This window comes from Vreelandella olivaria, assembly GCF_023507745.1.
Taxonomy (GTDB): Bacteria; Pseudomonadota; Gammaproteobacteria; order Pseudomonadales; family Halomonadaceae; genus Vreelandella; species Vreelandella olivaria_A.
The window spans coordinates 20,888-45,248 of sequence record NZ_JALPZO010000113.1 but is presented as its reverse complement, the minus strand read 5'-3'; the positions used below and the strand labels follow the sequence as shown (position 1 = coordinate 45,248).

Sequence of the window (24,361 nt, the reverse complement as noted above, 5' to 3'; positions counted from 1 at the left end):
GCTGTGAACCCATCCATGGGCGCTACTTTCGCCATCCCTGGCGAAAGACCCCGCTACGAGTTACTCGAGACTATGTTAAGAAGCGAGGAAAGGGTTTGTTATCAATCTGCAGGGTGCCTCTTCAGGCACCCTGTTGGCTCCGTTTCAAAAGCGTTGTTACGCTCTTTGCTTGATCTTTTTACTGGTTGGCTTGGTACCGCTATCGCCAGCATCGCTGGGCTGGGGCAGCGAGGGTAGCGATTTAGCCAGCATTTCAACGCTGTGGCGGTAGTAGAGCTGGCTCTTGTTGTGCTCACCCAGGCTTGCGTAGAGGCGAGCAAGCTCCGCGCAGACTTCACCGTTGGGGCGTTGGCGCTGGCTGGCTTCGAAGTACTCAAGCGCTTTTTCCCACTGCCCGGTGCGTAGTGAAAGTCGACCACAGGCGAGCAACAGTTCAGGATCGTTGGGGCGCTCTTGCAGCCACTTTTCAGCTTTGACAAGCTGGCGGCCAGCATCAACGTTTAGCAGACCATAACGCTTCACTAAACGGGCGTCCCAGTGGTGATCCAGTGAGTGGTTGAGTAAGCGTTCAGCAATTGGCTCTTCGTTGGCCTGAATAAGCGCCTCTGTATAAAGCACGATCAGCTCTGTATTGCCACGCAGGTAGTCAGGCATATCTGCCCACAGCCCACGTACCCGCTCAATATTGGTGGGATTTTTAGCCTCGAATACGATCAGTTCGCGGTAAGCCTTGAACTCCAGCTGTTCGCGCTCTTGCTGAGTGATCAGCTTTTGGGCGGCCAGACGCGGAATCAGGCGGCGCAGCCCCTCCCAGTCATTAACACTGAGGTGAACCTGTTTCAGTAGTTTCAGCACCTGTGGGTGATTGGTTAGCTGCTTATCCAGGCGGTTAAGAATAGCGAGGGCCTCTTCAGGTTGCTGACGATCAATCATCAGTTGGGCCTGCATCAGGCCAATAGCGGTGTCAGCCCCCTCTGTTGTCAGTTGTGCCTGATTCAGGTGCTCTTGCGACTTAACGTGATTGCCCTGGTAGTGAGCCGCCAGCGCCGCCGAAAGGTAGTTCACCAAGGGGGTACTGGAGTCATCGGCGGCGCGAACCAGCGTTTTTTCGGCTTTTTTCCAGCGGCCTTCGGTCAATGCAACCAGCCCACGCACTGTGCGCTTCATGGCACGGCGGTTGCGGGCACGGCTGTTCCAGGTGCGAAAGCGGCCTACCGGGCGAATAATGCCGGTTAATAAGCGCAGCGCAAAGTGCAGCACAATAAATGCGCCCAGTAACAGTACCAACCCAAACCAGAATGACGTTTGTACCGAGGTGTCACCTACGCGGATTAGCCAGTAGCCGGGCACCGACATCATCAGATGCCCAAACAGGGCACCTACTGCCAAGCCTGCAACGATAAGGAGGATGAGTTTTCTCATGCATCACCTCCGTCCTGGCGGCGGGACTCAAAGCGATTTTCAATAAACTCCGCCAGGGCCTGCTGTGATGCGCTGATATCCGGCAGCTCAGGCTGGACCTGAGTCTGTTTCAGCTCTTGCAGGCGAGCGATGACACTCTGTGTCTCTTCACGCTCGGTATCGTAGTAGCCGTTGAGCAGTTCCAGGGATTTGTCGATACTGGCTTCATAAAGCTCCTGCTCTTCTTTGAGCAGGGCTAGCTGCGACTGCTCCAGCACCAGGCGTAGACTTTGACGCAGATAGGACTCTTGCTCTGGCGTTATCAGTGCTTCGAGTGCCTCGTCATGGTGGCGAATCACGATCAGGTCTTTTAACTCTTCGCCGAAACGCGCCAGCTGACGCTGGAAGTTGCCGGTGGGTGGCTGCTCGATACCTGAGGTGACCGCACGCTCTTCAATATCCTGAGAAAGCCGCAGGCCAGAGATGCGCTCTTGCTGAGCGTTCAGTGCAAGATAGATGCCGGTACGATCAACACGCGGTACGGCGTCCAGTGCTGCCAGTTCACTGGCAATTTCACGACGCACAGATGTCAGGGCCGGGTTATCGGCATCCACCAGACGGGCATCGGCGGTACGCAGCAGGGCAGCAGCGCCTTCTACATCACCTTCAAGCTGCAAGCGCTGGTTTGCCAGCCGCAGCAGATAGGCGGCTTCAGCGTGTAGCCAGTCTCGCTCATCGGTATCCTGCTCCTGGGAAAGTTGTGCAAGCACCTGATCCAGTGTGCCATCGACTTCACTACGGTAGTTTTCAAGCTCGCCACGTAGTTCGCTTAATGTGTTTTCGAGCGTCTGGCTGTGCTCAGTTTCACTGCTGTCGATACGCGACTCAAGATCGTTTACTGCCTGTTGAGTGGCGCTGACTTCTGCCTGCCGGGCAAGTTCATCAATACGCTGCTGCTGGCTATCAAGGCGCTGCCATCCTTGCCAGGCGACCACAGTGAGAGCCACTGCCAGAATAATAATCAGCACAATGGCAAGGACACCGCTCTTGCTGTTACTGCCGCCACCACGGGTAGGCGTTGAAGGCGGTGGGGTGCCCTTGTTATTACCGGAGGCACCAGCTGTTGGCCTGGCAGCCGAGTCGCTTTTGTTGGTACTGCTGCTTTGTGCTGTGCCATTGGAAGCAGGGTTACTTTGTGATGTGTTAGCGCTGGTTTGTGATGTATTGCTTGCAGCGACAGGAGGAGTGCTGGTAGCGGACTCTTGCTTAACGGGGACATTGCCACCTTTATGTCGACGGCGTGAGCGACTGTTTTTGGCAGCATAAGAGGAAGACGCTGTGGTAGTTGACCCTGCCGGTGCCTCGCTCACATGGGCGGGCGCTGCGGTATCGCGTGATGTGGCGCCGTCTTGGGATGCATCGGCAGACGTCTTTTGTACGTCTTCCTGATCGTTTGGTTGTTTGCTCATCTGTCGCTAGCCCTTATTAAGTTCCTTGATCGACATCGGCACCCTTTGGGTTGCAGGACCGATCCAACGCGGCTACCAGCGCAGCCGGCGTTGCTCCCGACGCCACCTTGAGGTCACAAAAACCCAGTTTACCGGCCAGTGTAGCTAAACGGTGACTGGAAACGATTAGCGGTTGGTTCAACGCTACTTGACCACACCATTTTGCCAGATATTCAAGCAGTTCGCCGCTGGTCACGATTAACGCCCGATAATCGCCTGAAGAAAGCCGTTGCTGCATGCCCGCTGATGGTGGCCGATACACCCGCCGATATACGGCAACGCGCGTGACGCGGGCACCACGCGCTTCCAGCGTATCGGCGAGTAGTGTGCGCCCACCAACGCCAGCTACCAGTAAGATCCGTTGGTTTGTCAGTGTTTTCAGCGAGGCAAGTGATAACAGTGCTTCGCTGGTATCCTCTCCGCTCTCTGGCAAAGGGGTATGTACTCGCACGCCCAATTGAACCGATAGAGTGTTAGCGGTGGAACGACCAACACTATAGTAATCAATACCTACAGGAAGCTGCGGCCAATAACGATCCAGCGCTTCGCTCAAACAGTAAGCGGCGAAAGGGCTGACTACCACTATCTTATGGTACTGATCAATATCCAGCCAGATAGCGCGCTGGGCCGGATCTTCAGGCAGTGCTTCAAGTTGCATTACGTCAAGTCGGGCCACCTCAGCGCCATGCTCGCGTAAGGCAGACGCCAGGGCATCCCCACGCTCGCCGGGGCGGCAGATCAATACCGGCTGGGTCATACGCTGTTGCCGTAAACCTCGGCCAGAATATCCCCGGCGCCCTGGTCAAGCAGGTCTTCAGCAATGCGAATGCCCAGTGCTTCAGGTTCGTGAATAGAGCCGCTCCCTTCAGCGCGCAAAACTTCCGTGCCTTCCGGGTTGCCGACCAGGCCACGTAGCCAAATTGTCTCATTGGCTTTATCAAGCACGGCATGCCCTGCAATAGGTACCTGGCAGCCGCCTTCCAAACGCGTGTTCATTGCCCGTTCGGCGCGTACACGTGTCGCTGTGTCGTGATCATCCAGCGGTGCCAATAAATTAATCAGGTCGGGGTCATGCAGACGGCATTCAATTCCCAGAGCCCCCTGGCCGCAGGCGGGTAAACAAATTTCAGGCGGCAGCGCCTGGGCAATGCGCTCCTCAAGGCCCAGGCGTTTTAGGCCGGAGGTGGCAAGAATAATGGCATCAAACTCGTCTGCATCTAATTTGGCCAGGCGCGTTTGGACATTACCGCGTAGATTAAGAATCTGAAGGTCTGGGCGTGCTTCGCGCATTTGTAAGCCACGGCGCAGGCTGGCAGTACCAATACGCGCGCCGTCGGGTAGCTCATCGATACTTTTGTAGTGATTAGAGACAAACGCATCGGTAGGGTCGGCACCTGCCAAAATGACTGAAAGACCGAGGCCTTCAGGAAAGTGCATCGGCACGTCTTTCATCGAATGCACAGCGATATCAGCGCGACCATCCAGCATGGCGTCTTCCAGTTCCTTGACGAAGAGTCCTTTACCACCAATTTTAGATAGCGGTGTATCAAGAATTTTGTCTCCTTTGGTGGAAAGAGGAACCAGCTCGACTTCAAGGCCGCTGTGTGCTGCCATCAAAAGGTTGCGGACATACTCGGCCTGCCACATGGCCAACTGGCTTTTACGCGTGGCGATGCGTAATTTACTGATGGATGACACGTTATTCTCCCTTTGCCGCTGACACGGCGCGTCGAACTATGATAAGTCTCATCATAAAGCACCCGGCCACACAGTAAAAATAACCGGCCGAATTTAAGGCCAACGTTGAAACGCGTCATACATGTTTAGGTAATGCGATGCCCTCTGTAGAACCGCAAGGCAAGCTCGACCAATTTTTCCTGCTATCGCGGGACTTATTCTGCTGTATCGACTTTGCGGGCACGCTACTGAATGTTAACCCCACATTCGAAGAGTTGCTTGGCTACAGCGCGGATGAACTGCTGGGCAGACCGTGTGGTACCGTCATTGACCCACGTGATTTTCCGGTGATTGAAACGGCATTGGCACGGTTGCAGAAGGGGGAAGCCATCGAGGCCTTTGATGTTCGCGCGTTAACGATGGCAGGGCAACGGTTGTGGCTGGATGTGGCGGCGTCATCGGATGGCGAGGTTATTTATGTCATTGCCCGTGATATTACCCGCCGCAAATCCTCAGAGCAGCAGCTCAAGCTGCTGGAGCGCAGTGTTGAGTCCAGCACCAACGGTGTTGTCATTGTTGATGCGCTTCAAGACGACCTGCCGGTGGTATATGCCAATGCAGCCTTTGAGCGTATCACCGGCTATGTGCGCTACTACGCCATGGGGCGCAATTGCCGATTCCTGCAGGGCGAGGGAACTGACCCTGTCACGCTGACGCAGTTGCGTAAGGGGATCAATGCTCAGCGTGAAGTTCATGTCGTTATTCGCAATTACCGTCGCGATGGGGCTCCATTTTGGAATGATCTCTACATTTCTCCAGTACGCGATGCAATGGGGGTGGTAACGCATTTTATCGGCGTGCAAAACGACATTACGGAGCAACGCGAGTCTCAGGCACAGCTCCGGCACAACGCCAACCACGATTCGCTAACAGGTCTACCGAATCGGTTGCTGCTCAACCAGCGCCTGGCGCAAGGTTGTTTGCTGGCCAAGCGTTACCACCGGTATTTAGCGCTACTGTTTGTTGATTTGGATGACTTTAAGCCGATTAACGATAGCCTGGGTCATGAGGTTGGCGATTTCCTCCTGATTGAAGTGGCTAAGCGACTGGAAGAGGAACTACGCCCATGGGATACCGTTGCACGTTTTGGTGGCGATGAATTTATTGTGCTATTGCCGGACCTGGCTCGTGAGCAGGATGTGCTCCAGGTGGTGGAGCGGCTGCTAACCCGGGTGTCGGCGCCTTATTGGTACCGAGGGAGTGAGCTGCGCATTACCGCCAGCATTGGCATTGCCACCGATGATGGCACCATCAAAGAGCCACGCCTGCTGATTCAGCGGGCTGACCTTGCGATGTACAAGGCCAAGCGGCGCGGACGCAACACCTATCAATGGTACACCGATGAACTAAACCGCAAGGTGACCGAGCGGGTCAGTCTGCGTCATGCACTACAGCAGGCCATAGAGCAACAGCAGTTTGAGCTGCACTACCAGCCGCAAATAAACGGGCCGACCGGGCGTGTTGCTGGTGTTGAAGCACTGATCCGCTGGAACCACCCAACGCGTGGAAATATTCCACCCGCACAGTTTATTAGTCTGGCGGAAGATACGGGGCAAATTATACCCATCAGTGAGTGGGTGCTGGCCACCGCCTGTCGGGATGCGGTGGCGCTTAACGCAACGGCTAAAGACCCGATTACCATGGCGGTCAATATTTCACCGATGCAGTTTCAGCGGCCGGGATTTTTGGCATCCATTCAGCAGGTGTTGGAAGAGAGTGGGTTGGTGCCTGAGCTATTGGAGCTGGAGCTGACGGAAGGAGTGCTGATGGATAGCGCGGAGCACACCATTCAGGTATTGCTGGATTTACGTAATCTCGGTGTACACATTGCGTTGGATGACTTCGGCACCGGATTTTCCAGCCTGAGTTACCTCAAGCGTTTGCCCATCAACAAACTCAAGGTTGACCGCTCCTTTGTGCGTGATGTGGTCAGTGATACCCATGATGCGGCCATTGTTGATGGTGTTGTCACCATGGCTGGTAAGCTTGGCTTGGAAGTCTTGATTGAGGGCGTGGAAACCGCAGAACAGTTTACTTTCCTCAAGGCACTGCATTGCGTTAACTTTCAGGGTTACTACTTCGCTCATCCCATGCCATTTTCCGCGCTTGATGCTTTTTTTCAAGCAGCCCAGGAAAATATCACTGATCCTGGCTCTCCCTCTGCTTAAAAGCAACCGGCGAAAAACGGCATGCCGCTGAGTGCAGGGACTCTGGTACACTTTCCCTCAACGACTCCATTAGTTTTGTCAGCAGGATATGCCTCCGATGAGCCAAGCTACGAACCAGTCTTGGGGCGGTCGCTTTAGCGAGCCCACCGATGCCTTTGTTGCACGCTTTACCGCCTCTGTGAATTTTGATCAGCGCCTGGCACGCCAGGATATTCAGGGCTCTATCGCCCATGCCACCATGCTGGCGCGGGTCGGTGTACTAAGCGAAGAAGAGCGTGACGCCATTATTACGGGCTTGACCGAGATTCAGGATGAGATTGAGCGGGGCGAGTTCAACTGGTCGGTACCCCTGGAAGACGTGCATATGAATATTGAGGCACGGCTGACCGACAAGATTGGCATCACCGGTAAGAAGCTGCACACTGGCCGCTCACGCAATGATCAGGTGGCCACCGATATCCGCCTGTTTATGCGTGACGAAATCGACGTGATTGAAGCGGAGCTGGTGCGCCTGCGCGAAGGGATGATTGAGCTTGCCGATCGTCAGGCCGATACCATTATGCCCGGCTTCACGCACCTGCAAACGGCACAGCCTGTCACATTCGGTCACCATCTGCTGGCCTGGCAGGAGATGCTGACCCGCGACCACGAGCGGCTGCTCGACTGCCGCAAACGCGTGAATGTGATGCCGTTGGGCGCAGCAGCGCTGGCGGGTACCACGTACCCTATCGACCGCCACGTCAGTGCGGCGTTGCTTGGATTCGAACGCCCGGCGGAAAACTCCCTGGATGCGGTTTCTGACCGTGACTTTGCCATTGAATTCACCAGCTTTGCCAGTATCCTGATGATGCACCTGTCGCGCATGAGCGAAGAGCTGGTGCTATGGACCAGCGCTCAGTTTGATTTTATCGACCTGCCTGATCGCTTCTGCACCGGCTCATCCATCATGCCCCAGAAGAAAAACCCCGATGTACCCGAATTGGTACGCGGTAAAACAGGCCGCGTATATGGCCACCTGATGGGGCTGCTAACGCTAATGAAGTCGCAACCCCTGGCGTACAACAAAGATAATCAGGAAGATAAAGAGCCGCTGTTTGATGCAGTGGATACGGTGCGCGACTGTTTGAAAGCGTTTGCCGATATGGTGCCCGCCATTGAGCCGAAGAAAGACAGCATGTACGAAGCGGCACGGCGTGGCTTTTCAACAGCCACCGATCTCGCTGATTATCTGGTACGCAAAGGCGTTGCCTTCCGTGATGCTCACGAAATTGTCGGCCTGTCGGTAGCGTATGGCCTGAAGACCAAGAAAGACCTTTCCGAAATGACACTGGAAGAGCTGCAGCAGTTCTCCAGTACCATTGAACAGGATGTGTTCGACGTTCTCACCCTGGAAGGCTCCGTGGCAGCGCGTAACCACATTGGCGGCACCGCCCCTGATCAGGTTCGGGCAGCGGCAAGCCGCGCCCGTGAGGCGCTGGCATCGCTGAAGGGGCAAGCATGAAAGTACTGGCCATCATCACTCTGATTGCCTTGTTGGTGGCGGGTTGCGGACAGAAAGGGCCGCTCTATTTGCCAGATGATGCTGACACCGCTACCGAGCAGGAGGGCTAATGGATTACTTTAACTACCGTGACGGTGCGCTCTTTGCTGAAGATGTACCGCTGACCCAGGTAGCGACAGCGGTGGGCACTCCGTGCTACGTCTACTCAAAAGCGACCCTAGAGCGCCATTTTCGTGCTTATACGGAAGCCTTGGGAGGTCACCCGCACCTGATTTGCTATGCAGTGAAGGCGAACTCCAACCTCGCCGTGCTCGGGGTGCTCGCCAAGCTGGGCGCCGGGTTTGATATCGTCTCTGTGGGTGAGCTTGAGCGTGTACTGAAAGCAGGTGGCGATCCGGCCAAAATCGTCTTTTCCGGTGTGGCCAAGCAGCCCCAGGAGATGGCAAGAGCGCTGGAAGTTGGCATTAAGTGCTTCAATGTTGAGTCCCGTCCGGAGCTGGAGCGGCTTAATGTAGTAGCGGGTGAGCTTGGCAAAGTAGCGCCTGTCTCGCTGCGCGTTAACCCCGATGTGGATGCAGGTACGCACCCTTATATCTCCACCGGCCTGAAAGACAATAAGTTCGGTATTCCGGTGGAGGACGCACTCGATGTCTATGCGCTGGCTGAAAGTCTGCCCAACCTGCGCGTCGCCGGGCTTGATTGCCACATTGGCTCTCAATTAACCGAAACGGCGCCGTTTTTAGATGCCCTTGAGCGCTTGCTGGTATTGATGGAACGGTTGCGTGAGCGTGGGGTTGAGATTGATCACCTGGATCTGGGGGGCGGTTTGGGTGTGCCTTACCGGGATGAAAAACCGCCCCAGCCCTTTGATTATGCCAGCCAACTGCTGGCACGCCTCTCTCGCTGGGAAGGAGGGGAGAAGCTGACCCTGCTATTTGAGCCGGGGCGCTCCATTGCGGCCAACGCCGGCATCATGCTGACCCGGGTGGAGTTTCTTAAGCCTGGCGAAACCAAGAATTTCGCTATTGTCGATGCGGCCATGAACGACCTGATTCGCCCGGCGTTATATCAGGCGTGGCAGGCCATTGTGCCGGTAGATACCCGCCAGGAGCGTGAAAAAGCGACCTATGATGTGGTGGGGCCGGTATGTGAAACCGGTGATTTTCTGGGTAAAGAGCGTGAGCTGGCGATTGCGGAAGGCGACCTATTGGCCGTGCGCTCCGCAGGCGCTTATGGTTTTGTCATGGCCTCCAACTACAATAGCCGTCCGCGTCCCCCAGAAATTATGGTGGATGGCAGCAGCTACCATGTGGTGCGTACCCGTGAAACGCTGGAAAGCTTATGGAATGGTGAAGCGCTATTGCCGAAAGGAGAGGGCTGATGCTGCTCCACTTCACTAAGATGCACGGCCTGGGTAATGACTTTATGGTGGTGGACCTGGTGACCCAGCGTGCACGGCTTCAGGATGAACAGATCCGCCAACTGGCGGATCGACGCTTTGGTATTGGTTTTGACCAATTGCTGGTCGTTGAGCCGCCCCGGAACCCGGATATGGACTTTTGTTACCGTATTTATAACGCCGACGGTAGTGAAGTGGAGAACTGTGGTAATGGTGCGCGCTGTTTTGCCCGTTTTGTCCGTGACCAGCGCTTAACCCATAAGCATGAAATTCACGTGGAAACCGCTGGCGGTCCACTGGTACTTAACGTTCAGCACGATGGCATGGTGCGTGTGGATATGGGGCGACCGCGCTTTAATCCCACTGCGTTGCCTTTTGATGCGCCGGGTGATCAGCCGCTGCATGCGATCGAAGTAGATGGGGAAACGCTGCATATCGGCGCTGTTTCCATGGGCAACCCCCATGCGGTACTGCAGGTTGAGAGCGTTGACACCGCCCCCGTTGAACACCTGGGTCCGTTGCTTGAAGCACACCCTCGCTTTCCCAAGCGTGTTAACGTGGGGTTTATGCAGGTGGTTTCGTCCAGCGAAATTCGCTTGCGGGTCTTCGAACGAGGCAGTGGGGAGACGCTAGCCTGTGGTACCGGTGCCTGTGCAGCGGTTGCCAGTGGTATCCGCCAGGGTCTGCTGAAAAGCCCGGTCAGGGTGACCTTGCCGGGTGGCCAACTCAGCATTGAGTGGCCAGATCCAGAAGCATCGTTAGTGATGGTGGGGCCTGCTACGCGGGTCTTTGATGGTCGTGTAGCACTCAACTAATTCGAGGAGAACGGCGATGTCTCAAGCCCCCGAGCCGCGCAAGACGCTCGACCCCGACCAGGTGGCGTTTTGGCTGGCCCGTCATCCCGATTTTTTTGTTGGCCGAGAAGGCTTATTGCAGCAACTGAAAGTACCGCATCCCAATATTGATGGAGCGGTATCGCTGCTGGAACGTCTGGTCATGGATTTACGCCAACGGGCTGAAACAGCGGAAGGTCGTCTTGAACACCTGCTGGAGACCGCGCGACATAATGAGGCCCAGTACCGTCGTCTGCGTGAAACGCTGCTGGCACTGGTAGAAGCGGAAGATCGTGATGCGCTGGCCCAGGCGTTGGCGACGCAATTAAACGAGCGCTTTGATACGCCCGCGATATCGCTGTGGTGCCCTGCCACCCTGAGTGACACGGAGCCGATGCCTCCCCAGCCACCGCGCCATGTGCTGGATCAGCATGCTGGTGTTCGTTTGGCTGCACTGTTGGATGGTCGCACCAGCCGTTGTGTCAAGCTCAGTGTAAGTGACTGGAAATGCCTCCTACCGCATACCAAGGCTCCTCGTAAAGCGGGCTCTTGTGCTATTTCGCGCCTTTCCGCAGGTGAGCAGCTGGGGTATCTGGTACTGGCCAGCCCGGACCCTGATTGCTACCGCGCCAGTATGGATACGCTGTTTACTGAGTATTTGGGGGATATCGTGGCGCGCCTGTTGATCCGTTTGGAACACCATGCCTAACAGGACGCTCGCTGATCAGGTGGAGCGCTATCTATCCATACTGTCAGCGCATGCAAGTGCTGCCACGGTGGCAGCTTACCGCCAGGATTTGGCAGCGCTGTGCCGCTTCACCGAGCAGCGTGGCATAGCAGACCCAACCGACCTGGACACTGCATTGTTGCGGGCCTTTTTAGGGGCCGAGCGCAGTCGTGGCCTGGCGCCCAGGAGTTTGGCGCGTAGGCGCGCTGCGCTATCCCGCTTTGCCGACTATCTGGTGAAAGAGGACATACTGGCTGATAACCCAGTGGGCCTGCTGCGCACACCCAAGCAGCCAAGCCACCTGCCCAAGCCTGTGGATGTGGATGCCCTGGCGCGCTTTTTGGATACCCCCCATGACGGCTCGCCGCTGGCTATTCGCGATCAGGCTATGCTGGAACTGTTTTACTCCAGTGGCCTTCGCCTGGCCGAACTGGCGGCATTGGATCTCGGCCATCTAACTGCCAATCACGTCAGGGTCATGGGTAAAGGCAGCAAGCCTCGCCAGGTGCCGGTTGGCCGGCGTGCTCATCAGGCACTGGCTGAGTGGCTGGCCTGCCGAGGCGGCTTGGCCCCCGACGAGGGGGAATCGGCACTTTTTATTGGTCAGCGTGGTAAACGCCTTGGGCATCGCGCTATCCAAAAGCGTTTGGCTCAGCTCTCGATTGAGCGAGGTTTACCAGAGCACCTGCACCCACACCGGCTTCGCCACTCCTTTGCCAGCCACCTCCTGGAGTCCAGTCAGGACCTCCGGGCGGTACAGGAACTGCTTGGGCATGCCAACTTATCCACTACCCAGGTCTATACCCGGTTGGACTGGCAGCATTTGGCGGAAAGCTATGACGCTGCCCACCCGCGTGCCAAACGCCGCCCTGTTCGGAGCTAACCATGTCCTCACTGCAAGCGATTACCTTTGATCTTGATGATACGCTATGGGACAACCAAGGCGTTATGCTGAAAACCGAAGAGGGCCACTACCGCTGGTTGTTGGAGGAGCTTGCCACGTGGCGTGAAATACGTGAGGAGCCTCCTTTAGCGTTGAACTATGAGCAGGGCGTGGTGGATTATTTGCAGCGACGCCGACGCTGGGCACAGCAGGTTCCCGAGCGACGCGGAGATTTTACCTGGCTTCGGCTGAGGGCATTGGAGGAACAGCTGGAAACAGAAGGCTTGTCACGTAGTACTGCACTGTTGTGGGCCGCCGCCGCGATGAACGAGTTTCATCGTTTGCGGGTCCAGGTCAAGCCGCACCCGGAGGCTGCTGGTTTGCTGGCAAATCTGGCTGGTCGTTACCAACTCGCCGCTATTACGAATGGCAATATACATTTGAAGCGCCAGCCGTTGGCGGCCTACTTCCCCGTTGCGATTGCCGCCGGTGAACTGCTGGCTCCCAAACCTGATCCCAAGCCGTTTCTCGCCGCTCTCGAGCGCCTTAATGTGGCCCCTGATCGTGCCATGCATGTGGGGGACTCCTGGCAGGAAGACGTGCTACCCGCTCAGCAGCTGGGTATGCATGCCGTTTGGGTAGCTGACCAGGGGGATCAGGCCTTACCCACACGCGTGCACCGGATTGCCCATGTCAAAGAGCTGCCAAGCCTGCTGGAGTGGATTGAAAAGCGTACCTGAGTGCTCAACAAGCTATTCCGGGGTATGCAACCACTGGTCGAGCTTTTGGGATAGCGTGTCAACGCCATCGCGCTTCAGAGAGGAAAACAGCTGCACCGATACCAGGTCTTCCCACTCTTTTAAGCGCGAACGAACTTTTTGCAGTGCGGCACTCGCCGGGCCCTTTTTCAGCTTATCCGCCTTGGTGAGCAAAATATGTACCGGCATTTCCCGCTGATCGGCATAATTGAGCATCATTTGATCGAACTCAGTAAGTGGGTGGCGTACATCCATTAAAAGTACTAAACCGCGCAGACTAAAACGTCCGCGTAGATAGTCGGAGAGGTGCTGTTGCCACTCTATTTTTACTGCCTCGGGCACTTTGGCGTAGCCATAACCGGGTAAATCCACCAACCGGCGTGACTCATCATTCATTACGCTGAAAAAATTGATCAGTTGTGTACGACCTGGAGTGCGTGAGGTTCTTGCTAACGCATTTTGCTGGGTTAGCGCGTTGATAGCACTGGATTTTCCTGCGTTGGAGCGTCCAGCAAAGGCAACTTCCGCGCCCGTGTCATCGGGGCACAGTGCAAGCGTTGGCGCGCTGATTAAAAAGCGGGCAGTGGGGTAGTTCAGTCGAGTGACTGGGCTATCATAGGGGGTAGACATGGGATCAATCCTGGCAAACGAACGATTAAGACGGCCCGCTTAATCTTCTCTGGAGAGTAATAGAAAGCGGTACCGCGACGAATTACCCCTAAAGCAGTCCTGGACTTGCATTCCCGCCGCTAGGGTGATTCGTTATAATGCAAGCGGTTTATAACTGCGACCTGGGGCGCTAGTGTACCATTGCGCTCTAGCCAGCAGCGACCAACACGACATGTTGTTCGTTTTGGCGGAGCTGTCCCTGGTAAAGTGCTGAACCTGGGAAGCGCCCAGGGTGCGTACCAGTCAATAATCAAACGGCATAGTGGAATAGCAATGAGAAAGTTACTGGCAAGCCTGGCAATTACCATGGGTGCCGTTGGCACCGCCTATGCGCAAACCGACCATCAAGCTGATGCAGATGCAGCAGCTGGTCGTGAACTCGCCCAAATCTGTGCGGCCTGCCACGGTCAAACAGGTATCAGCCCTGCGGGCGCTTTTCCCAACCTGGCAGGACAGCAGATGTCCTACCTCGCCAAGCAAATTATCGATATTCGTGATGGCGACCGGATGGTACCTGAAATGGCGGGTCAGGTTGATAATTACTCTGATCAGGATGCCTGGGACGTTGCGGCCTTCTTTGCTGGACAGGACGCCAGTTTAGGGCAAACCAGTGATGAAGACGCCACATTACTGGCACGTGGTGAGGAGCTGTACCGTGCCGGTGATATGGCGAAAGGCATTCCAGCCTGCAGCGCCTGCCATACACCAACAGGTGCAGGCATCGGTAGTGCCGTATATCCGGCGCTTTCCGGCCAGCATGCAGAATACACTATCGCAACCTTGCAGGATTTCGCTGCTGGTAACCGGGCCAACGACCCGGGCAATATCATGCGTGACATCGCTGCAAAAATGAGCGACAACGACATGGAGGCGGTGGCTAACTATCTGTTAGGTCTGCACTAAGTGCGATACTTTAGGTTCCTCAATCTATTGAATTAAGTTGGCGGGTTGGGGAACCTGCGTTTCAGCCGAAGGTCATAGCATCTACTTATATTCCCGGAGAATTATCGCTATGTTGAAAACGTTAATGGTCGCATTAGCTGGTGTGGGACTTTCTGCAGCTGTCAGCGCTCAAGAGCTGGTTGAAGGTCAGCACTACACGCTACTTGAGTCGCCCGTGGCCACTCAGGTAGAGGAGGGGCAGATTGAAGTGACCGAAGCGTTTTGGTATGGGTGCCCACACTGTTATCGCCTGCAAACGCCAGTAAATGAGTGGTATGAGACGCTTGAAGATGATGTCAGCATTGTGCATATGCCAGCGACCATGGGTGGCGACTGGAATACCCATGCAACGGCATTTTACGCTGCTGAGTCGCTGGGTATTGAAGACGCACTGCATACTGATTTTTTTGATGCCATTCACCAGGATGGTCGTTCGCTGACTGACGCTGACGAGATAGCTGAGTTTTTCGCTGAATACGGTGTTACTACAGAAGATGCAAAGCAAGCGTTGACGGCTTTTAACGTGCGTAGTGAGGTAAACAAAGCAAACGGCCGCATGCGTGAAATGCGTCTGATGGGCGTTCCTGCGCTGATTATTGATGGCCGCTATGTTGTCACGCCCAGCACGGCTGGCAGCCTGGAGAATATGCCAAGGATTGCGGATGCCTTGGTAGAACGTGTACGTAACGAGCGAGCAGAATAACACGGTGCTAGAGCAAGGCCATCTAGGTGGTTTGGAGGAGGGTCTGTCCAGCAACGCTCCATCGTTGCTGGATAGGGGGGTTTTACACCTGCTAACGTTTAACTTGCAGGTAGGTATTCAAACCTCTGCCTACCACCATTACCTGACCCGCAGCTGGCAGCACTTCTTACCTCATCCGCGCCGCTTGCAGCGTTTGGAGATGATGGGAGAAGTGCTGGGCCAGTTTGATGTGGTCGGGCTTCAGGAAGTGGACGGTGGCAGCTTCCGCTCCAGCCGTATTAATCAGGTGGAATACCTCGCTTCCCACGCCGGGTTCCCTCACTATTTCCAGCAGCTAAACCGTAATTTAGGGCGCATTGCCCAGCACAGTAATGGTCTGCTTTCCCGTTTGGTGCCCAGCCGAATTGAGGAGCACCGCTTGCCCGGTACGCTGCCGGGGCGCGGGGCTATCCATGTGCGGTTTGGCAACGGACCTGATGCCCTGCATATCTTCATTGCGCACTTGGCGCTTAGTCACCGTGGCCGGGTGCGTCAGCTCAATTATTTGAGCGATATCATTCAACCTCTGCGCCATGTAGTGGTGATGGGGGATCTTAACTGCACTCCAGAGCAGCTTTTTGCTCATGAGCGGTTTAGCACCTCATTGCCCTTGCATCCCGTGAAACCGCTGTTTAGCTACCCCTCCTGGCAGCCGCGCCGCGCATTGGATCATATTCTGCTTTCTCAAACCCTTGAGGCTGCTGAAGTGAGGGTTTTGGATCATCTGTTTTCTGATCACCTGCCGATAGCGGTGGATTTGCCGCTTCCTAAATCGTGCCTTGATGCTTTGGCCGAAGCTGACGCCGAGCGTTCAGCAAATTGAGCCTCATAAGTGGTGTTTATACTGACATCATTAACCCAATAGACGTATAAAACGCGTTTTAACCCCGAATAGCGTGCTATTGGGGATGACGTCTGGCCCAGAATCAGCGATGATTCTGGGCCGTTTTATTAATGCAGGACATTTTCCAATGCACGCAAATGCCCAAGAGCCACGCTTATTGCGCTGGCTTGACTGCTTTACCGAGGGGGTGGGCCGGGCCATTGCCTGGTTAGTGATTATTATGATGGTGATTCAGTTTGCCATCGTCGTGTTGCGTTACGTTGTGGGTATCAACAGTATTGTGATGCAAGAGTCGGTGATGTATATGCACGCTGCGGTTTTTATGCTGGGCGCCGCATGGACGCTTAAACGCGATGGCCATGTGCGGGTGGATATTTTTTATCGGCGTTTTTCTGACCGTGGCCGCGCGTGGGTGGACCTGCTTGGCACTCTGTTTTTACTCATTCCCGTATCGCTATTTATCGCGTTCAGTAGCTTCAGCTATGTGCGTAGCAGTTGGGTCATTATGGAGCGCTCGCCCGACGGAGGCATCCCCGGTGTATTCCTGCTTAAAACGCTGATTCTGGTGATGGTAGGCCTGTTACTGCTACAGGGAATTGCGCAATTAATGCGTCAAACACTGATTATTCGCGGCAAGTTAACGAACACAACCCACGCCCATGAGGAGATTGTCTAGTGCTGGCGTCCTTATTAGATTTTATGCCGCTGGTGCTGTTTGCTACTGTATGTGCAGTACTGATGCTGGGTTATCCGGTTGCCATGGCGCTGGCGGGCACCGCCCTGGTGTTCGCAGGCCTTGGCCTGATGCTTCAAGCCATGGGGGTTGCGGTACCCTTTGAATCCCGCATGATGAACGCTATGCCTAACCGGCTTTACGGCATCATGACCAATCAAACACTGCTGGCGGTGCCTCTGTTTGTGTTGATGGGGGTGCTGCTGGAGAAGTCCCGGATAGCGGAGACTTTGCTGGATGCCATGGCAATGGCGTTTGGTGCTTTACGTGGTGGGTTAGGTATCGCGGTTGTGATTGTGGGTATGCTGTTAGCAGCCTCTACCGGCATTGTGGGCGCCACTGTTGTGACGATGGGGCTGTTATCGTTACCGACCATGCTAAAGCGAGGTTACTCCCCTGCGCTTGCCACTGGTACTATCTGTGCCACTGGTACGCTTGGACAGATTATTCCTCCTTCCATCGCACTGGTACTATTGGGCGATGTGTTATCGAACGCCTATCAGCAGGCGCAACTGTCGATGGGGGTTTGGAGCCCAAAAACACTCTCCATTGGTGATCTGTTTATTGGTGCACTGGTGCCAGGGTTGTTGCTGGTCGTTGCCTACATTGTTTATTTGCTGATAGTTGCCTGGCTAAAACCCTCAGCAGCGCCCGCAGCGGATCGCTCTGCATTGAAGGCTGAACTGGGGCATACCGGTAGTATTTGGCCGTTGTTGATAAAAGGCTTAGTCCCCCCGGTACTACTGATCGTTGCGGTCTTGGGTTCTATTTTAGGCGGCTTTGCCACGCCTACGGAAGCCTCCGCCGTTGGTGCGTTTGGTGCATTGCTCCTGGCGGCAGCCAACCGCCGACTGAGCTTCTCCATGTTAAAAGAGGTGCTGCACTCTACCGCGCAAGTTACCAGCATGGTGTTTCTGATCCTGATCGGTGCCACGCTGTTTTCGCTGGTATTCCGCGCCTTTGGTGGCGAGGAGTTGGTTATAGAGTTGTTTGAAGCATTACCAGGCGGAGTGGTGGGTGCCACGTTGATAGTGATGTTGGTGATTTTCCTGCTGGGCTTTATTCTCGACTTTATCGAAATCACCTTTGTCGTTGTGCCCATTGTGGGGCCGGTACTACTGGCGATGGGGGTTGATCCTATTTGGCTTGGCATTATGATCGCAGTGAACTTGCAGACATCCTTTTTAACCCCACCGTTTGGCTTTGCACTGTTCTATTTGCGCGGTGTCACGCCTCATAGTGTGCCAACCTCGGCAATCTATCGTGGAGTTATTCCGTTTATTCTACTGCAGTTAAGCATGTTGTTGGCGCTGGCATTTTTCCCGGGGCTGGCAACCTGGCTGCCATCGATCATGTAGAGGGTTTATGACGGACATCGCCAATGTACTGACGATCGCAGGCTCTGACCCTTCAGGCGGCGCAGGGCTGCAGGGGGATCTTAAAACCTTCTCAGCGCTTGGGGTGTATGGCACCAATGTGATCACCGCCGTTATCGCTCAAAATACCTGTGGTGTGGCATCGGTTTACCCTGTGCCACCCCAGGCTATTCGTGAGCAGTTGGAAAACCTGCTGAGCGATGTGGCGGTGACTGCCGTTAAGATCGGCATGGTCGCCAGCCGGGAGGTCGCAGAGGTCATTGCGGATGTACTGAGCCAGCATCGCCCCCGCTGGATTGTGCTTGATCCGGTGATGGTGGCCAAAAGCGGCGATACTCTGGTAGACGATGCCGGGATTCGGGCTGTGCGTGACATCCTGGTGCCACTGGCGGATGTCATTACGCCAAATCTGCCAGAGGCCGCTGTGCTGCTGGATACCCAATCGCCCACAACGCTTGATGAGATGGAAGCGATGTTGCCAGGGCTCAGCCAGTTGGGTGCGCCTTACGTGGTGCTAAAGGGCGGGCATCTGCGCGGGGAAACCTGCCCTGATTTGCTGGCAACTCCTGACGGTCATACTTGGTTGCCCGCCTCACGTATTGCTACCGACAACTTGCACGGTACCGGCTGTGCGCTCTCCTCCGCTATTACTGCCTGTTTGGCGAAGCTGCCCCAGGAAGTAGCTGCTAATGCGCCTGTACAGGCTATCAGCGAGGCGAAGCAGTGGTTACATGCCGCACTGGAAGCGAGTGAGCGTTTAGGCGTTGGCAAAGGCCGTGGCCCGGTGCACCACTTTCACGTCTGGTGGTAATGATGTTGACATGGCTCAAGGATTAGCGCGGAGCCGTGTGAGTTGGCAAATAGACTTCTTGCGGTATGCGCCTTCGCACACCATGCTGAAGAGTGCCCGTACGACTGCCTACTGCGCCGACCTGTTCGGATAAGGAGTGACGCCATGCCTCGGACCCTGCTGTTTGCCACGGATCTTTCCCAGGATAACCGAGCTGCTTTTGCCCGGGCCCTTCGCCTTGCTTATATGCAGGGCGCCCAGCTCGACATTCTGCATGTCCTTGACCCCTACCTGCCCCGTCGCGTTCTACAGGAAGTGGAGCGGGCGGTGAATGAAGACATTAGCGCCACGTTAACCGACCTACGCGAAGATTATGCCCTGGAAGCGCCGTCGTTAATGATTCAGAGCGTGGTGGGTTCCCCCCATGTTGAAATCGTGCGTGAAGCGCATGAGCGTAATGCATCGCTGATTATTATGGGGATGCACCGTAAGCGTGGCCAGAAGGACCTGCTTCCAGGAACGACGGTGATGCGGGTATTGCGCAGCGCACCCTGCCCCGTAGTGATAGCCTCATACCTGCCTACCCAACCATGGCAGCATATTCTGGTGCCGATCGACTTTTCGTTGACGGCCCGCCACACCTTGAAAGAGGCGTTGGTGCGCTTTCCGGAAGCCAAGTTGACGTTACTTCACGCCTGGAATCTTCCCGGTGAACGGGAACTGGGTTCACAGACGTACTACGCCCAGTGGCGTGACCACGAAGTTGCCAGGCTACGAGGCGCGCTGAATAGTGAAATAGAGAGCCTGATGCGTGAGTTGGACGGTGTGCCCGATATCGAGCTGGTGTTAGAGCAAGGCCATCCCTGTGACATACTGCAAGACTATATGAAGCGCCACTCGCCTGATCTTGTCATGCTGGGTAGCCGTGGTCAGCCCCACCATGCCAGCCAATTGACAGAGATGCTGCTCAGTGAGCCCCACTGTGATTTGATGCTATGCCGTTCATGGTAAGTACGCCTGTGGATTAAGATTGGCACTAATAACCGATACTGCTTGCCAGCAAAATGAGGAAATAGGTGAAAGCGCTGATTCAACGGGTAAAGCATGCCAACGTCTCGGTCAAGGGTGACGTTGTGGGCGCCATCGACCAGGGGCTGTTGGCGTTGGTGGGTGTCGAACGGGGGGATAGTGAGGCGGATGCCGATAAGCTTTTGCATAAGTTACTGCACTACCGGGTATTCAGTGATGCTGACGATAAAATGAACAACAATCTTCAGCAGGTTGAAGGGGGGCTGCTGCTGGTGTCCCAGTTCACCCTGGTCGCTGATACCCGGAAGGGGCTACGCCCCAGCTTCTCCAGCGCTGCGCCTCCTGCTGACGGAGAGCGCCTGTTTCATTATCTTTTGGCTCAGGCACGCGCTGCATGGCCCAAGGTGGCTACCGGCGAATTTGGTGCCGATATGCAGGTGGCGCTGGTTAATGACGGGCCGGTAACCTTTTTGCTGGAGAGCTAGCGGCGTCGCTTGATAGCTCCTGCCTAAGCTTCACTGGCCAGTAGCTCAGCCTCCATGGCTTCCAATTCTTCCTCGGCGGCGAGCCATGTTTGTTCGGCGTTATCCAGCCGGGCTTTGACCTCTGCCTGTTGGGCAAGGGCATTGGAGAGTTCTGCTTTCCGTGTACTGTCGGTATAGAGCGATGGGTCGGCAAGTATGGCTTCTACACTTTCGAGGGCCTGCTGGGCCTGCTCCATGGCCTTTTCTGCCTGATCGCGCTGTTTTTTCAGTGGGCGCAGTTTTTCTCGCAATTCAGCGGCGGCTTTCCGGGCTGCTTTCCTGTCGCCGCTGGGCTGCTGGTTTTGGCGTTCGTTTTTCTCGCTGCGCGAATCACGGCGGTTCTCTTCCAGGCGGGCTTTTAGCCATGCCCGGTAGTCATCCAGGTCGCCATCAAAGGGCTCTACCTTATGGTCGGCAACCCGCCAAAATTCATCGACGGTGGCGCGTAACAGGTGGCGATCATGGGATACCAGAATGACGGTGCCCTCAAATCCGGCCAGCGCTTCGGTCAGTGCTTCGCGCATCTCCAGATCCAGATGGTTGGTCGGCTCGTCCAACAGTAGCAGATTGGGCTTTTGCCAGGCCACCAGTGCCAGCGCGAGACGTGCTTTTTCGCCACCTGAGAACGTGGCGACTTCGCCAAAGGCATCATCGCCTTTAAAACCAAAGCCGCCCAGGAAGTTACGAATTTCCTGGTCACTGGCGGTGGGGGAAAGGCGCTGTACATGCACGAACGGTGTGGTGGTGACATCCAGTCCTTCCAGCTGGTGCTGGGCAAAATAACCGATAGCCAAATGCTCACCCGGTACGCGTTTGCCCTCCAGTAGCGCAAGCTCCCCCGTGAGTGATTTGATCAGCGTTGATTTACCCGCTCCATTGGGGCCTAACAGGCCAATACGACTGCCGGGCAGTAGCGTGATGTTGACGTTTTGCAACTGGGGAGTATCCGCCGACTCACTGCGGTAGCCCAGCGTGGCCTGGTCAAGTACCAGCAGTGGGTGGGAGGTTTTATCCGCAGCTGGCAGGGTAAAGTGAAACGGGGAATCCACATGCGCCATGGCGATATCTTCCATGCGCTCCAACATCTTCACGCGGCTTTGTGCCTGGCGGGCCTTGGTGGCTTTGGCCTTAAAGCGGGCAATAAAGCGTTCTATCTCTTCCCGCCGGGCCTGCTGCTTGGCAGCTTCGGCCTGTTGCAGGGCCAGCTTTTCGGCACGGGTACGTTCGAAGCGGGAGTAGTTACCGCGATACAGCTCCAGCGTTTGATGATGCATGTGCACGATGTGGTCACATACCGCATCCAAAAAATCACGGTCGTGGGAAATCAGCAGTAGCGTACCAGGGTAGCGGGTGAGCCACTGTTCCAGCCACAGCAGAGCATCAAGGTCCAGGTGGTTGGTGGGCTCATCCAGCAGCAGCAGGTCAGAGGGCATAAACAGCGTGCGCGCCAGGTTAACCCGCATGCGCCAGCCGCCTGAAAAGTCGGATAGAGGCCGTGCAAGGTCTGCCTGTACAAAGCCGAGTCCCACCAGTAATTGCGCCGCCCGGGATTCCGCACTGTAGCCATCGAGGGTTTCAATTAATCCATGCAGTTCGGCTTCCCGGTGGGCATCATCTGATGCACGGGCAGCGGCCAGCTCAGCTTCCGCCTGACGTAAGGCATGGTCACCATCCAGCACATACTCCACAATGGGCCGGTCCAGGGCTTCAACTTCCTGGGCCATATGAGCAATGCGCTGGCCACCACTCATTTCAACATCGCCCTGGTCGGGGCCCAGTTCTCCCAACAGGAGTTTAAACAGGCTCGACTTACCGGCACCATTTGCCCCGATAATGCCAGCCTTAACGCCGTTATGCAGCGTAAGGTCTGCGTTATCGAGTAGCGTTTGCGTGCCCCGTTGCAGAGCGACTTGGCGCAGTGCGATCATGCTTTCTCCCGGAAAAGTGGGTAAATCCATGCACGATTCTAACCGATTGCAGCGTTTGCAGCAGACACCACTGTGGGATTTTGCGCGGCTATTTTATGCCAGGCCGAAAGTAGAGGAAGCCTGCCTTGCCTTGCAGGACGCTGCGGGCATCGACGTGTGTGAGTTGCTGTTCCACTGCTGGCTTTATCGGCATGGCTTGCAGGCGGAACCAGCGGCGCTGGCAGAGGAGCGCAATACGCGTTTGCGTTGGCAGCGGGAGGTGACAGCGATATTGCGCCAATTGCGCCGTGACTTAAAGCCTCAGGCTGTTGAATGTGAGTCCATTGCCGCTCTGCGCAACACCATTCAGCAGGCAGAGTTACAGGCTGAGCATGAGAACCTTCAACGCTGGGAAGCGTGGGCGTTGCAGGCCACAAAAATTAACCAACGGTTAACAAAAATAGTCATAAGTTCGCAGGAAGTTGCAAGATGGCTGCAAGATACGCTTCTTTACAGTGCATTTGACGCTTGTACAGTAAGTGAGCAACGTCTACCCGAAAGCACCACACGTGCTTTTGAGGTGCTGGCGCGCCAACTTGACCGCTTCGAGTGACCGCGCTAGCCTGAATTTAAGCTGTTTTTGAATAATGCGTGTTGGCCACATAAAACTCGCCTGTTAACCCATCGTAATAAACAACGTTTTTGGGTTTAGCGGATGATGCCAAAGTAACAGGCGATACGCGTTGTACAAAAATCAGATTCTTGCGCACTCGTATAGCGCGCTTACCACTGCAAGGGGAACTCTGCATGAAGGCAAGCAAGTCTGTTTCGACTCGTTCAGTAACGACTAAGTTAATGACGACGGCTAGCGTTGGCGCACTATTGCTGGGTATGACTGCGGCCGCACAGGCGGATAACTGGCGTTACGCTCACGAAGAGTACGAAGGCGATGTGCAGGATGTCTTCGCCATGGCATTCAAGGAGTACGTTGAAGAGAACTCTGACCACACTGTTCAGGTATACCGCTTTGGTGAGCTGGGCGAGTCTGACGACATCATGGAGCAGACCCAGGCGGGTATCCTGCAGTTCGTCAACCAGTCCCCCGGCTTTACCGGCGCACTGATTCCAGAAGCACAAATCTTTTTTGTACCCTACCTGCTGCCCACCGATGAAGAAACCGTCATTGAGTTCTTCAACACCAGCACCGCGATTCATGAAACCTTTCCCGAACTCTACGCCGAACAAGGGCTGGAACTGCTGAAAATGTATCCGGAAGGTGAGATGGTGCTCACTGTTGATGAGCCGATCACATCGCCAGAAGAACTGCGCGGCAAGAACATCCGTACCATGACCAACCCGCTGTTAGCGGAAACCTACCGTGCCTTTGGTGCAAGCCCAACCCCACTGCCTTGGGGTGAGGTCTATGGCGGTCTGCAAACGAACATTCTGCAGGGGCAGGAAAATCCTATTTTCTGGATTGAGTCTGGTGGCCTCTATGAAGTATCCCCCAATCTGGTGTTCACCGGTCATGGCTGGTTCACCACCGCTATGATGGCGAATCAGGACTTCTTTGATGGCCTGTCTGAAGATGACCAGCAACTGGTACGTGACGCTACCGAAGCGGCTTACGAGCATATTCTTGAGCATATTTCAGGTTTAGCTGATGAGTCACTGGAGAAAATCCAGGATGCTTCAGACGAAGTAACTGTCACCCGCCTTGATGAAGAGCAAATCCAGGCCTTCCGTGACCGTGCTCCACAAGTAGAAGAGCGCTTCGTCGAAATGACAGGCGAGCGTGGTGCTGAGCTGTTGGAGCAGTTCAAACAAGACCTCGAAGCTGTTACCAACGAGTAAGGCATAGAAGTACCGTTACTCATGGGGGTAGCCATC

Annotated in this window: 24 protein-coding genes; 18 read left to right on the top strand and 6 right to left on the bottom strand. The window is 55.4% G+C overall.

Annotated elements, in window-relative coordinates; genetic code table 11:
- Window positions 1-156 precede the first annotated feature (156 nt).
- From HP566_RS10895 to hemC, 4 genes are read right to left on the bottom strand one after another with little or no spacing between them, the layout of a single operon-like run.
- Window positions 157-1,422 carry a heme biosynthesis HemY N-terminal domain-containing protein gene (locus HP566_RS10895; RefSeq protein ID WP_249977287.1) on the bottom strand — a complete coding sequence of 422 codons (1,266 nt, stop codon included), beginning with the start codon at window positions 1,420-1,422 and terminating at the stop codon, window positions 157-159.
- Window positions 1,419-2,870 (bottom strand): uroporphyrinogen-III C-methyltransferase, encoded by a 1,452-nt coding sequence (locus HP566_RS10890; RefSeq protein ID WP_249977286.1) that lies wholly within the window; start codon window positions 2,868-2,870, stop codon window positions 1,419-1,421. The genes HP566_RS10895 and HP566_RS10890 overlap by 4 nt, the downstream gene beginning before the upstream one ends.
- Window positions 2,871-2,886: 16 nt before the next feature.
- On the bottom strand, window positions 2,887-3,666 hold the full coding sequence (locus HP566_RS10885; protein ID WP_249977285.1) for a uroporphyrinogen-III synthase: 780 nt from the start codon (window positions 3,664-3,666) through the stop codon (window positions 2,887-2,889).
- On the bottom strand, window positions 3,663-4,607 hold the full coding sequence (gene hemC, locus HP566_RS10880; RefSeq protein WP_249977284.1) for a hydroxymethylbilane synthase: 945 nt from the start codon (window positions 4,605-4,607) through the stop codon (window positions 3,663-3,665). Before hemC ends, HP566_RS10885 begins: the two co-directional genes overlap by 4 nt.
- A gap of 137 nt (window positions 4,608-4,744) precedes the next feature.
- On the opposite strand from hemC, the gene HP566_RS10875 reads away from it, so the two are divergent.
- From HP566_RS10875 to HP566_RS10840, 8 genes are all read left to right on the top strand, one after another.
- The gene (locus HP566_RS10875; RefSeq protein WP_249977283.1) at window positions 4,745-6,814 is read left to right on the top strand and encodes a putative bifunctional diguanylate cyclase/phosphodiesterase; all 2,070 of its coding nucleotides are present in this window, start codon (window positions 4,745-4,747) and stop codon (window positions 6,812-6,814) included.
- Between the two features lie 97 nt (window positions 6,815-6,911).
- Window positions 6,912-8,315 (top strand): argininosuccinate lyase, encoded by a 1,404-nt coding sequence (argH, locus tag HP566_RS10870; RefSeq protein WP_249977282.1) that lies wholly within the window; start codon window positions 6,912-6,914, stop codon window positions 8,313-8,315.
- The gene (gene lptM, locus HP566_RS10865) at window positions 8,312-8,425 is read left to right on the top strand and encodes an LPS translocon maturation chaperone LptM (RefSeq protein ID WP_249977281.1); all 114 of its coding nucleotides are present in this window, start codon (window positions 8,312-8,314) and stop codon (window positions 8,423-8,425) included. The genes argH and lptM overlap by 4 nt, the downstream gene beginning before the upstream one ends.
- Window positions 8,425-9,696 (top strand): diaminopimelate decarboxylase, encoded by a 1,272-nt coding sequence (lysA, locus tag HP566_RS10860; RefSeq protein ID WP_249977280.1) that lies wholly within the window; start codon window positions 8,425-8,427, stop codon window positions 9,694-9,696. Before lptM ends, lysA begins: the two co-directional genes overlap by 1 nt.
- Entirely contained in the window at window positions 9,696-10,529 is an 834-nt protein-coding gene (gene dapF, locus HP566_RS10855) for a diaminopimelate epimerase (RefSeq protein WP_249977279.1), read from the top strand. The genes lysA and dapF overlap by 1 nt, the downstream gene beginning before the upstream one ends.
- Before the next feature lie 16 nt (window positions 10,530-10,545).
- Window positions 10,546-11,256 (top strand): DUF484 family protein, encoded by a 711-nt coding sequence (locus tag HP566_RS10850; RefSeq protein ID WP_249977278.1) that lies wholly within the window; start codon window positions 10,546-10,548, stop codon window positions 11,254-11,256.
- On the top strand, window positions 11,249-12,157 hold the full coding sequence (locus HP566_RS10845; protein ID WP_249977277.1) for a tyrosine recombinase XerC: 909 nt from the start codon (window positions 11,249-11,251) through the stop codon (window positions 12,155-12,157). Before HP566_RS10850 ends, HP566_RS10845 begins: the two co-directional genes overlap by 8 nt.
- A 2-nt stretch (window positions 12,158-12,159) precedes the next feature.
- A complete protein-coding gene (locus tag HP566_RS10840; RefSeq protein ID WP_249977276.1) occupies window positions 12,160-12,897 on the top strand; it encodes an HAD family hydrolase in 738 nt (245 codons plus the stop codon).
- Between the two features lie 12 nt (window positions 12,898-12,909).
- Here HP566_RS10840 and yihA read toward each other — a convergent pair whose 3' ends face one another.
- On the bottom strand, window positions 12,910-13,545 hold the full coding sequence (yihA, locus tag HP566_RS10835) for a ribosome biogenesis GTP-binding protein YihA/YsxC (RefSeq protein ID WP_249977275.1): 636 nt from the start codon (window positions 13,543-13,545) through the stop codon (window positions 12,910-12,912).
- Window positions 13,546-13,857: 312 nt separating this feature from the next.
- Between yihA and HP566_RS10830 the strand changes: the two genes are divergently transcribed.
- The 8 genes from HP566_RS10830 to dtd all read left to right on the top strand — a co-directional run bounded on the left by HP566_RS10830 (window position 13,858) and on the right by dtd (window position 20,525).
- Window positions 13,858-14,487 carry a c-type cytochrome gene (locus HP566_RS10830; protein ID WP_249977274.1) on the top strand — a complete coding sequence of 210 codons (630 nt, stop codon included), beginning with the start codon at window positions 13,858-13,860 and terminating at the stop codon, window positions 14,485-14,487.
- A 109-nt stretch (window positions 14,488-14,596) separates the two neighbouring features.
- A complete protein-coding gene (locus HP566_RS10825; RefSeq protein ID WP_249977273.1) occupies window positions 14,597-15,229 on the top strand; it encodes a thiol:disulfide interchange protein DsbA/DsbL in 633 nt (210 codons plus the stop codon).
- Window positions 15,230-15,233: 4 nt separating this feature from the next.
- A complete protein-coding gene (locus HP566_RS10820; RefSeq protein ID WP_249977272.1) occupies window positions 15,234-16,091 on the top strand; it encodes an endonuclease/exonuclease/phosphatase family protein in 858 nt (285 codons plus the stop codon).
- A 148-nt stretch (window positions 16,092-16,239) separates the two neighbouring features.
- Complete coding sequence (locus HP566_RS10815) at window positions 16,240-16,788, top strand: TRAP transporter small permease subunit (RefSeq protein WP_249977271.1); 549 nt, start codon at window positions 16,240-16,242, stop codon at window positions 16,786-16,788.
- On the top strand, window positions 16,788-18,203 hold the full coding sequence (locus tag HP566_RS10810) for a TRAP transporter large permease (RefSeq protein WP_249977270.1): 1,416 nt from the start codon (window positions 16,788-16,790) through the stop codon (window positions 18,201-18,203). Before HP566_RS10815 ends, HP566_RS10810 begins: the two co-directional genes overlap by 1 nt.
- A gap of 7 nt (window positions 18,204-18,210) precedes the next feature.
- Window positions 18,211-19,032, top strand: a complete 822-nt coding sequence (gene thiD, locus HP566_RS10805; protein WP_249977269.1) for a bifunctional hydroxymethylpyrimidine kinase/phosphomethylpyrimidine kinase — start codon at window positions 18,211-18,213, stop codon at window positions 19,030-19,032.
- Window positions 19,033-19,176: 144 nt separating this feature from the next.
- Window positions 19,177-20,022: a universal stress protein gene (locus HP566_RS10800; RefSeq protein WP_249977268.1), complete on the top strand. Its 846-nt coding sequence runs from the start codon at window positions 19,177-19,179 to the stop codon at window positions 20,020-20,022.
- Window positions 20,023-20,087: 65 nt separating this feature from the next.
- Window positions 20,088-20,525 carry a D-aminoacyl-tRNA deacylase gene (gene dtd, locus HP566_RS10795; protein ID WP_249977267.1) on the top strand — a complete coding sequence of 146 codons (438 nt, stop codon included), beginning with the start codon at window positions 20,088-20,090 and terminating at the stop codon, window positions 20,523-20,525.
- A gap of 23 nt (window positions 20,526-20,548) precedes the next feature.
- Here dtd and HP566_RS10790 read toward each other — a convergent pair whose 3' ends face one another.
- Window positions 20,549-22,492, bottom strand: coding sequence for an ABC-F family ATP-binding cassette domain-containing protein (locus tag HP566_RS10790; RefSeq protein ID WP_249977266.1), 1,944 nt, complete (start codon window positions 22,490-22,492; stop codon window positions 20,549-20,551).
- Window positions 22,493-22,520: 28 nt separating this feature from the next.
- Here HP566_RS10790 and HP566_RS10785 point away from each other — a divergent pair, with 28 nt between their 5' ends.
- Together HP566_RS10785 and dctP are read left to right on the top strand one after the other, a co-directional pair.
- Window positions 22,521-23,084 carry a TIGR02444 family protein gene (locus HP566_RS10785; RefSeq protein ID WP_249977265.1) on the top strand — a complete coding sequence of 188 codons (564 nt, stop codon included), beginning with the start codon at window positions 22,521-22,523 and terminating at the stop codon, window positions 23,082-23,084.
- 194 nt (window positions 23,085-23,278) lie between these two features.
- A complete protein-coding gene (gene dctP / locus HP566_RS10780; RefSeq protein WP_249977264.1) occupies window positions 23,279-24,325 on the top strand; it encodes a TRAP transporter substrate-binding protein DctP in 1,047 nt (348 codons plus the stop codon).
- The last annotated feature ends 36 nt before the right edge of the window (window positions 24,326-24,361 follow it).

Bases quoted from the DNA above. Each gene is read 5' to 3' on its own strand.
- HP566_RS10895 (WP_249977287.1), bottom strand. From the start codon at position 1,422: ATGAGAAAACTCATCCTCCTTATCGTTGCAGGCTTGGCAGTAGGTGCC.
- HP566_RS10890 (WP_249977286.1), bottom strand. From the start codon at position 2,870: ATGAGCAAACAACCAAACGATCAGGAAGACGTACAAAAGACGTCTGCC.
- HP566_RS10885 (WP_249977285.1), bottom strand. From the start codon at position 3,666: ATGACCCAGCCGGTATTGATCTGCCGCCCCGGCGAGCGTGGGGATGCC.
- HP566_RS10875 (WP_249977283.1), top strand. From the start codon at position 4,745: ATGCCCTCTGTAGAACCGCAAGGCAAGCTCGACCAATTTTTCCTGCTA.
- argH (WP_249977282.1), top strand. From the start codon at position 6,912: ATGAGCCAAGCTACGAACCAGTCTTGGGGCGGTCGCTTTAGCGAGCCC.
- lptM (WP_249977281.1), top strand. From the start codon at position 8,312: ATGAAAGTACTGGCCATCATCACTCTGATTGCCTTGTTGGTGGCGGGT.
- lysA (WP_249977280.1), top strand. From the start codon at position 8,425: ATGGATTACTTTAACTACCGTGACGGTGCGCTCTTTGCTGAAGATGTA.
- dapF (WP_249977279.1), top strand. From the start codon at position 9,696: ATGCTGCTCCACTTCACTAAGATGCACGGCCTGGGTAATGACTTTATG.
- HP566_RS10850 (WP_249977278.1), top strand. From the start codon at position 10,546: ATGTCTCAAGCCCCCGAGCCGCGCAAGACGCTCGACCCCGACCAGGTG.
- HP566_RS10845 (WP_249977277.1), top strand. From the start codon at position 11,249: ATGCCTAACAGGACGCTCGCTGATCAGGTGGAGCGCTATCTATCCATA.
- HP566_RS10840 (WP_249977276.1), top strand. From the start codon at position 12,160: ATGTCCTCACTGCAAGCGATTACCTTTGATCTTGATGATACGCTATGG.
- yihA (WP_249977275.1), bottom strand. From the start codon at position 13,545: ATGTCTACCCCCTATGATAGCCCAGTCACTCGACTGAACTACCCCACT.
- HP566_RS10830 (WP_249977274.1), top strand. From the start codon at position 13,858: ATGAGAAAGTTACTGGCAAGCCTGGCAATTACCATGGGTGCCGTTGGC.
- HP566_RS10825 (WP_249977273.1), top strand. From the start codon at position 14,597: ATGTTGAAAACGTTAATGGTCGCATTAGCTGGTGTGGGACTTTCTGCA.
- HP566_RS10815 (WP_249977271.1), top strand. From the start codon at position 16,240: ATGCACGCAAATGCCCAAGAGCCACGCTTATTGCGCTGGCTTGACTGC.
- thiD (WP_249977269.1), top strand. From the start codon at position 18,211: ATGACGGACATCGCCAATGTACTGACGATCGCAGGCTCTGACCCTTCA.
- HP566_RS10800 (WP_249977268.1), top strand. From the start codon at position 19,177: ATGCCTCGGACCCTGCTGTTTGCCACGGATCTTTCCCAGGATAACCGA.
- HP566_RS10790 (WP_249977266.1), bottom strand. From the start codon at position 22,492: ATGATCGCACTGCGCCAAGTCGCTCTGCAACGGGGCACGCAAACGCTA.
- HP566_RS10785 (WP_249977265.1), top strand. From the start codon at position 22,521: ATGCACGATTCTAACCGATTGCAGCGTTTGCAGCAGACACCACTGTGG.
- dctP (WP_249977264.1), top strand. From the start codon at position 23,279: ATGAAGGCAAGCAAGTCTGTTTCGACTCGTTCAGTAACGACTAAGTTA.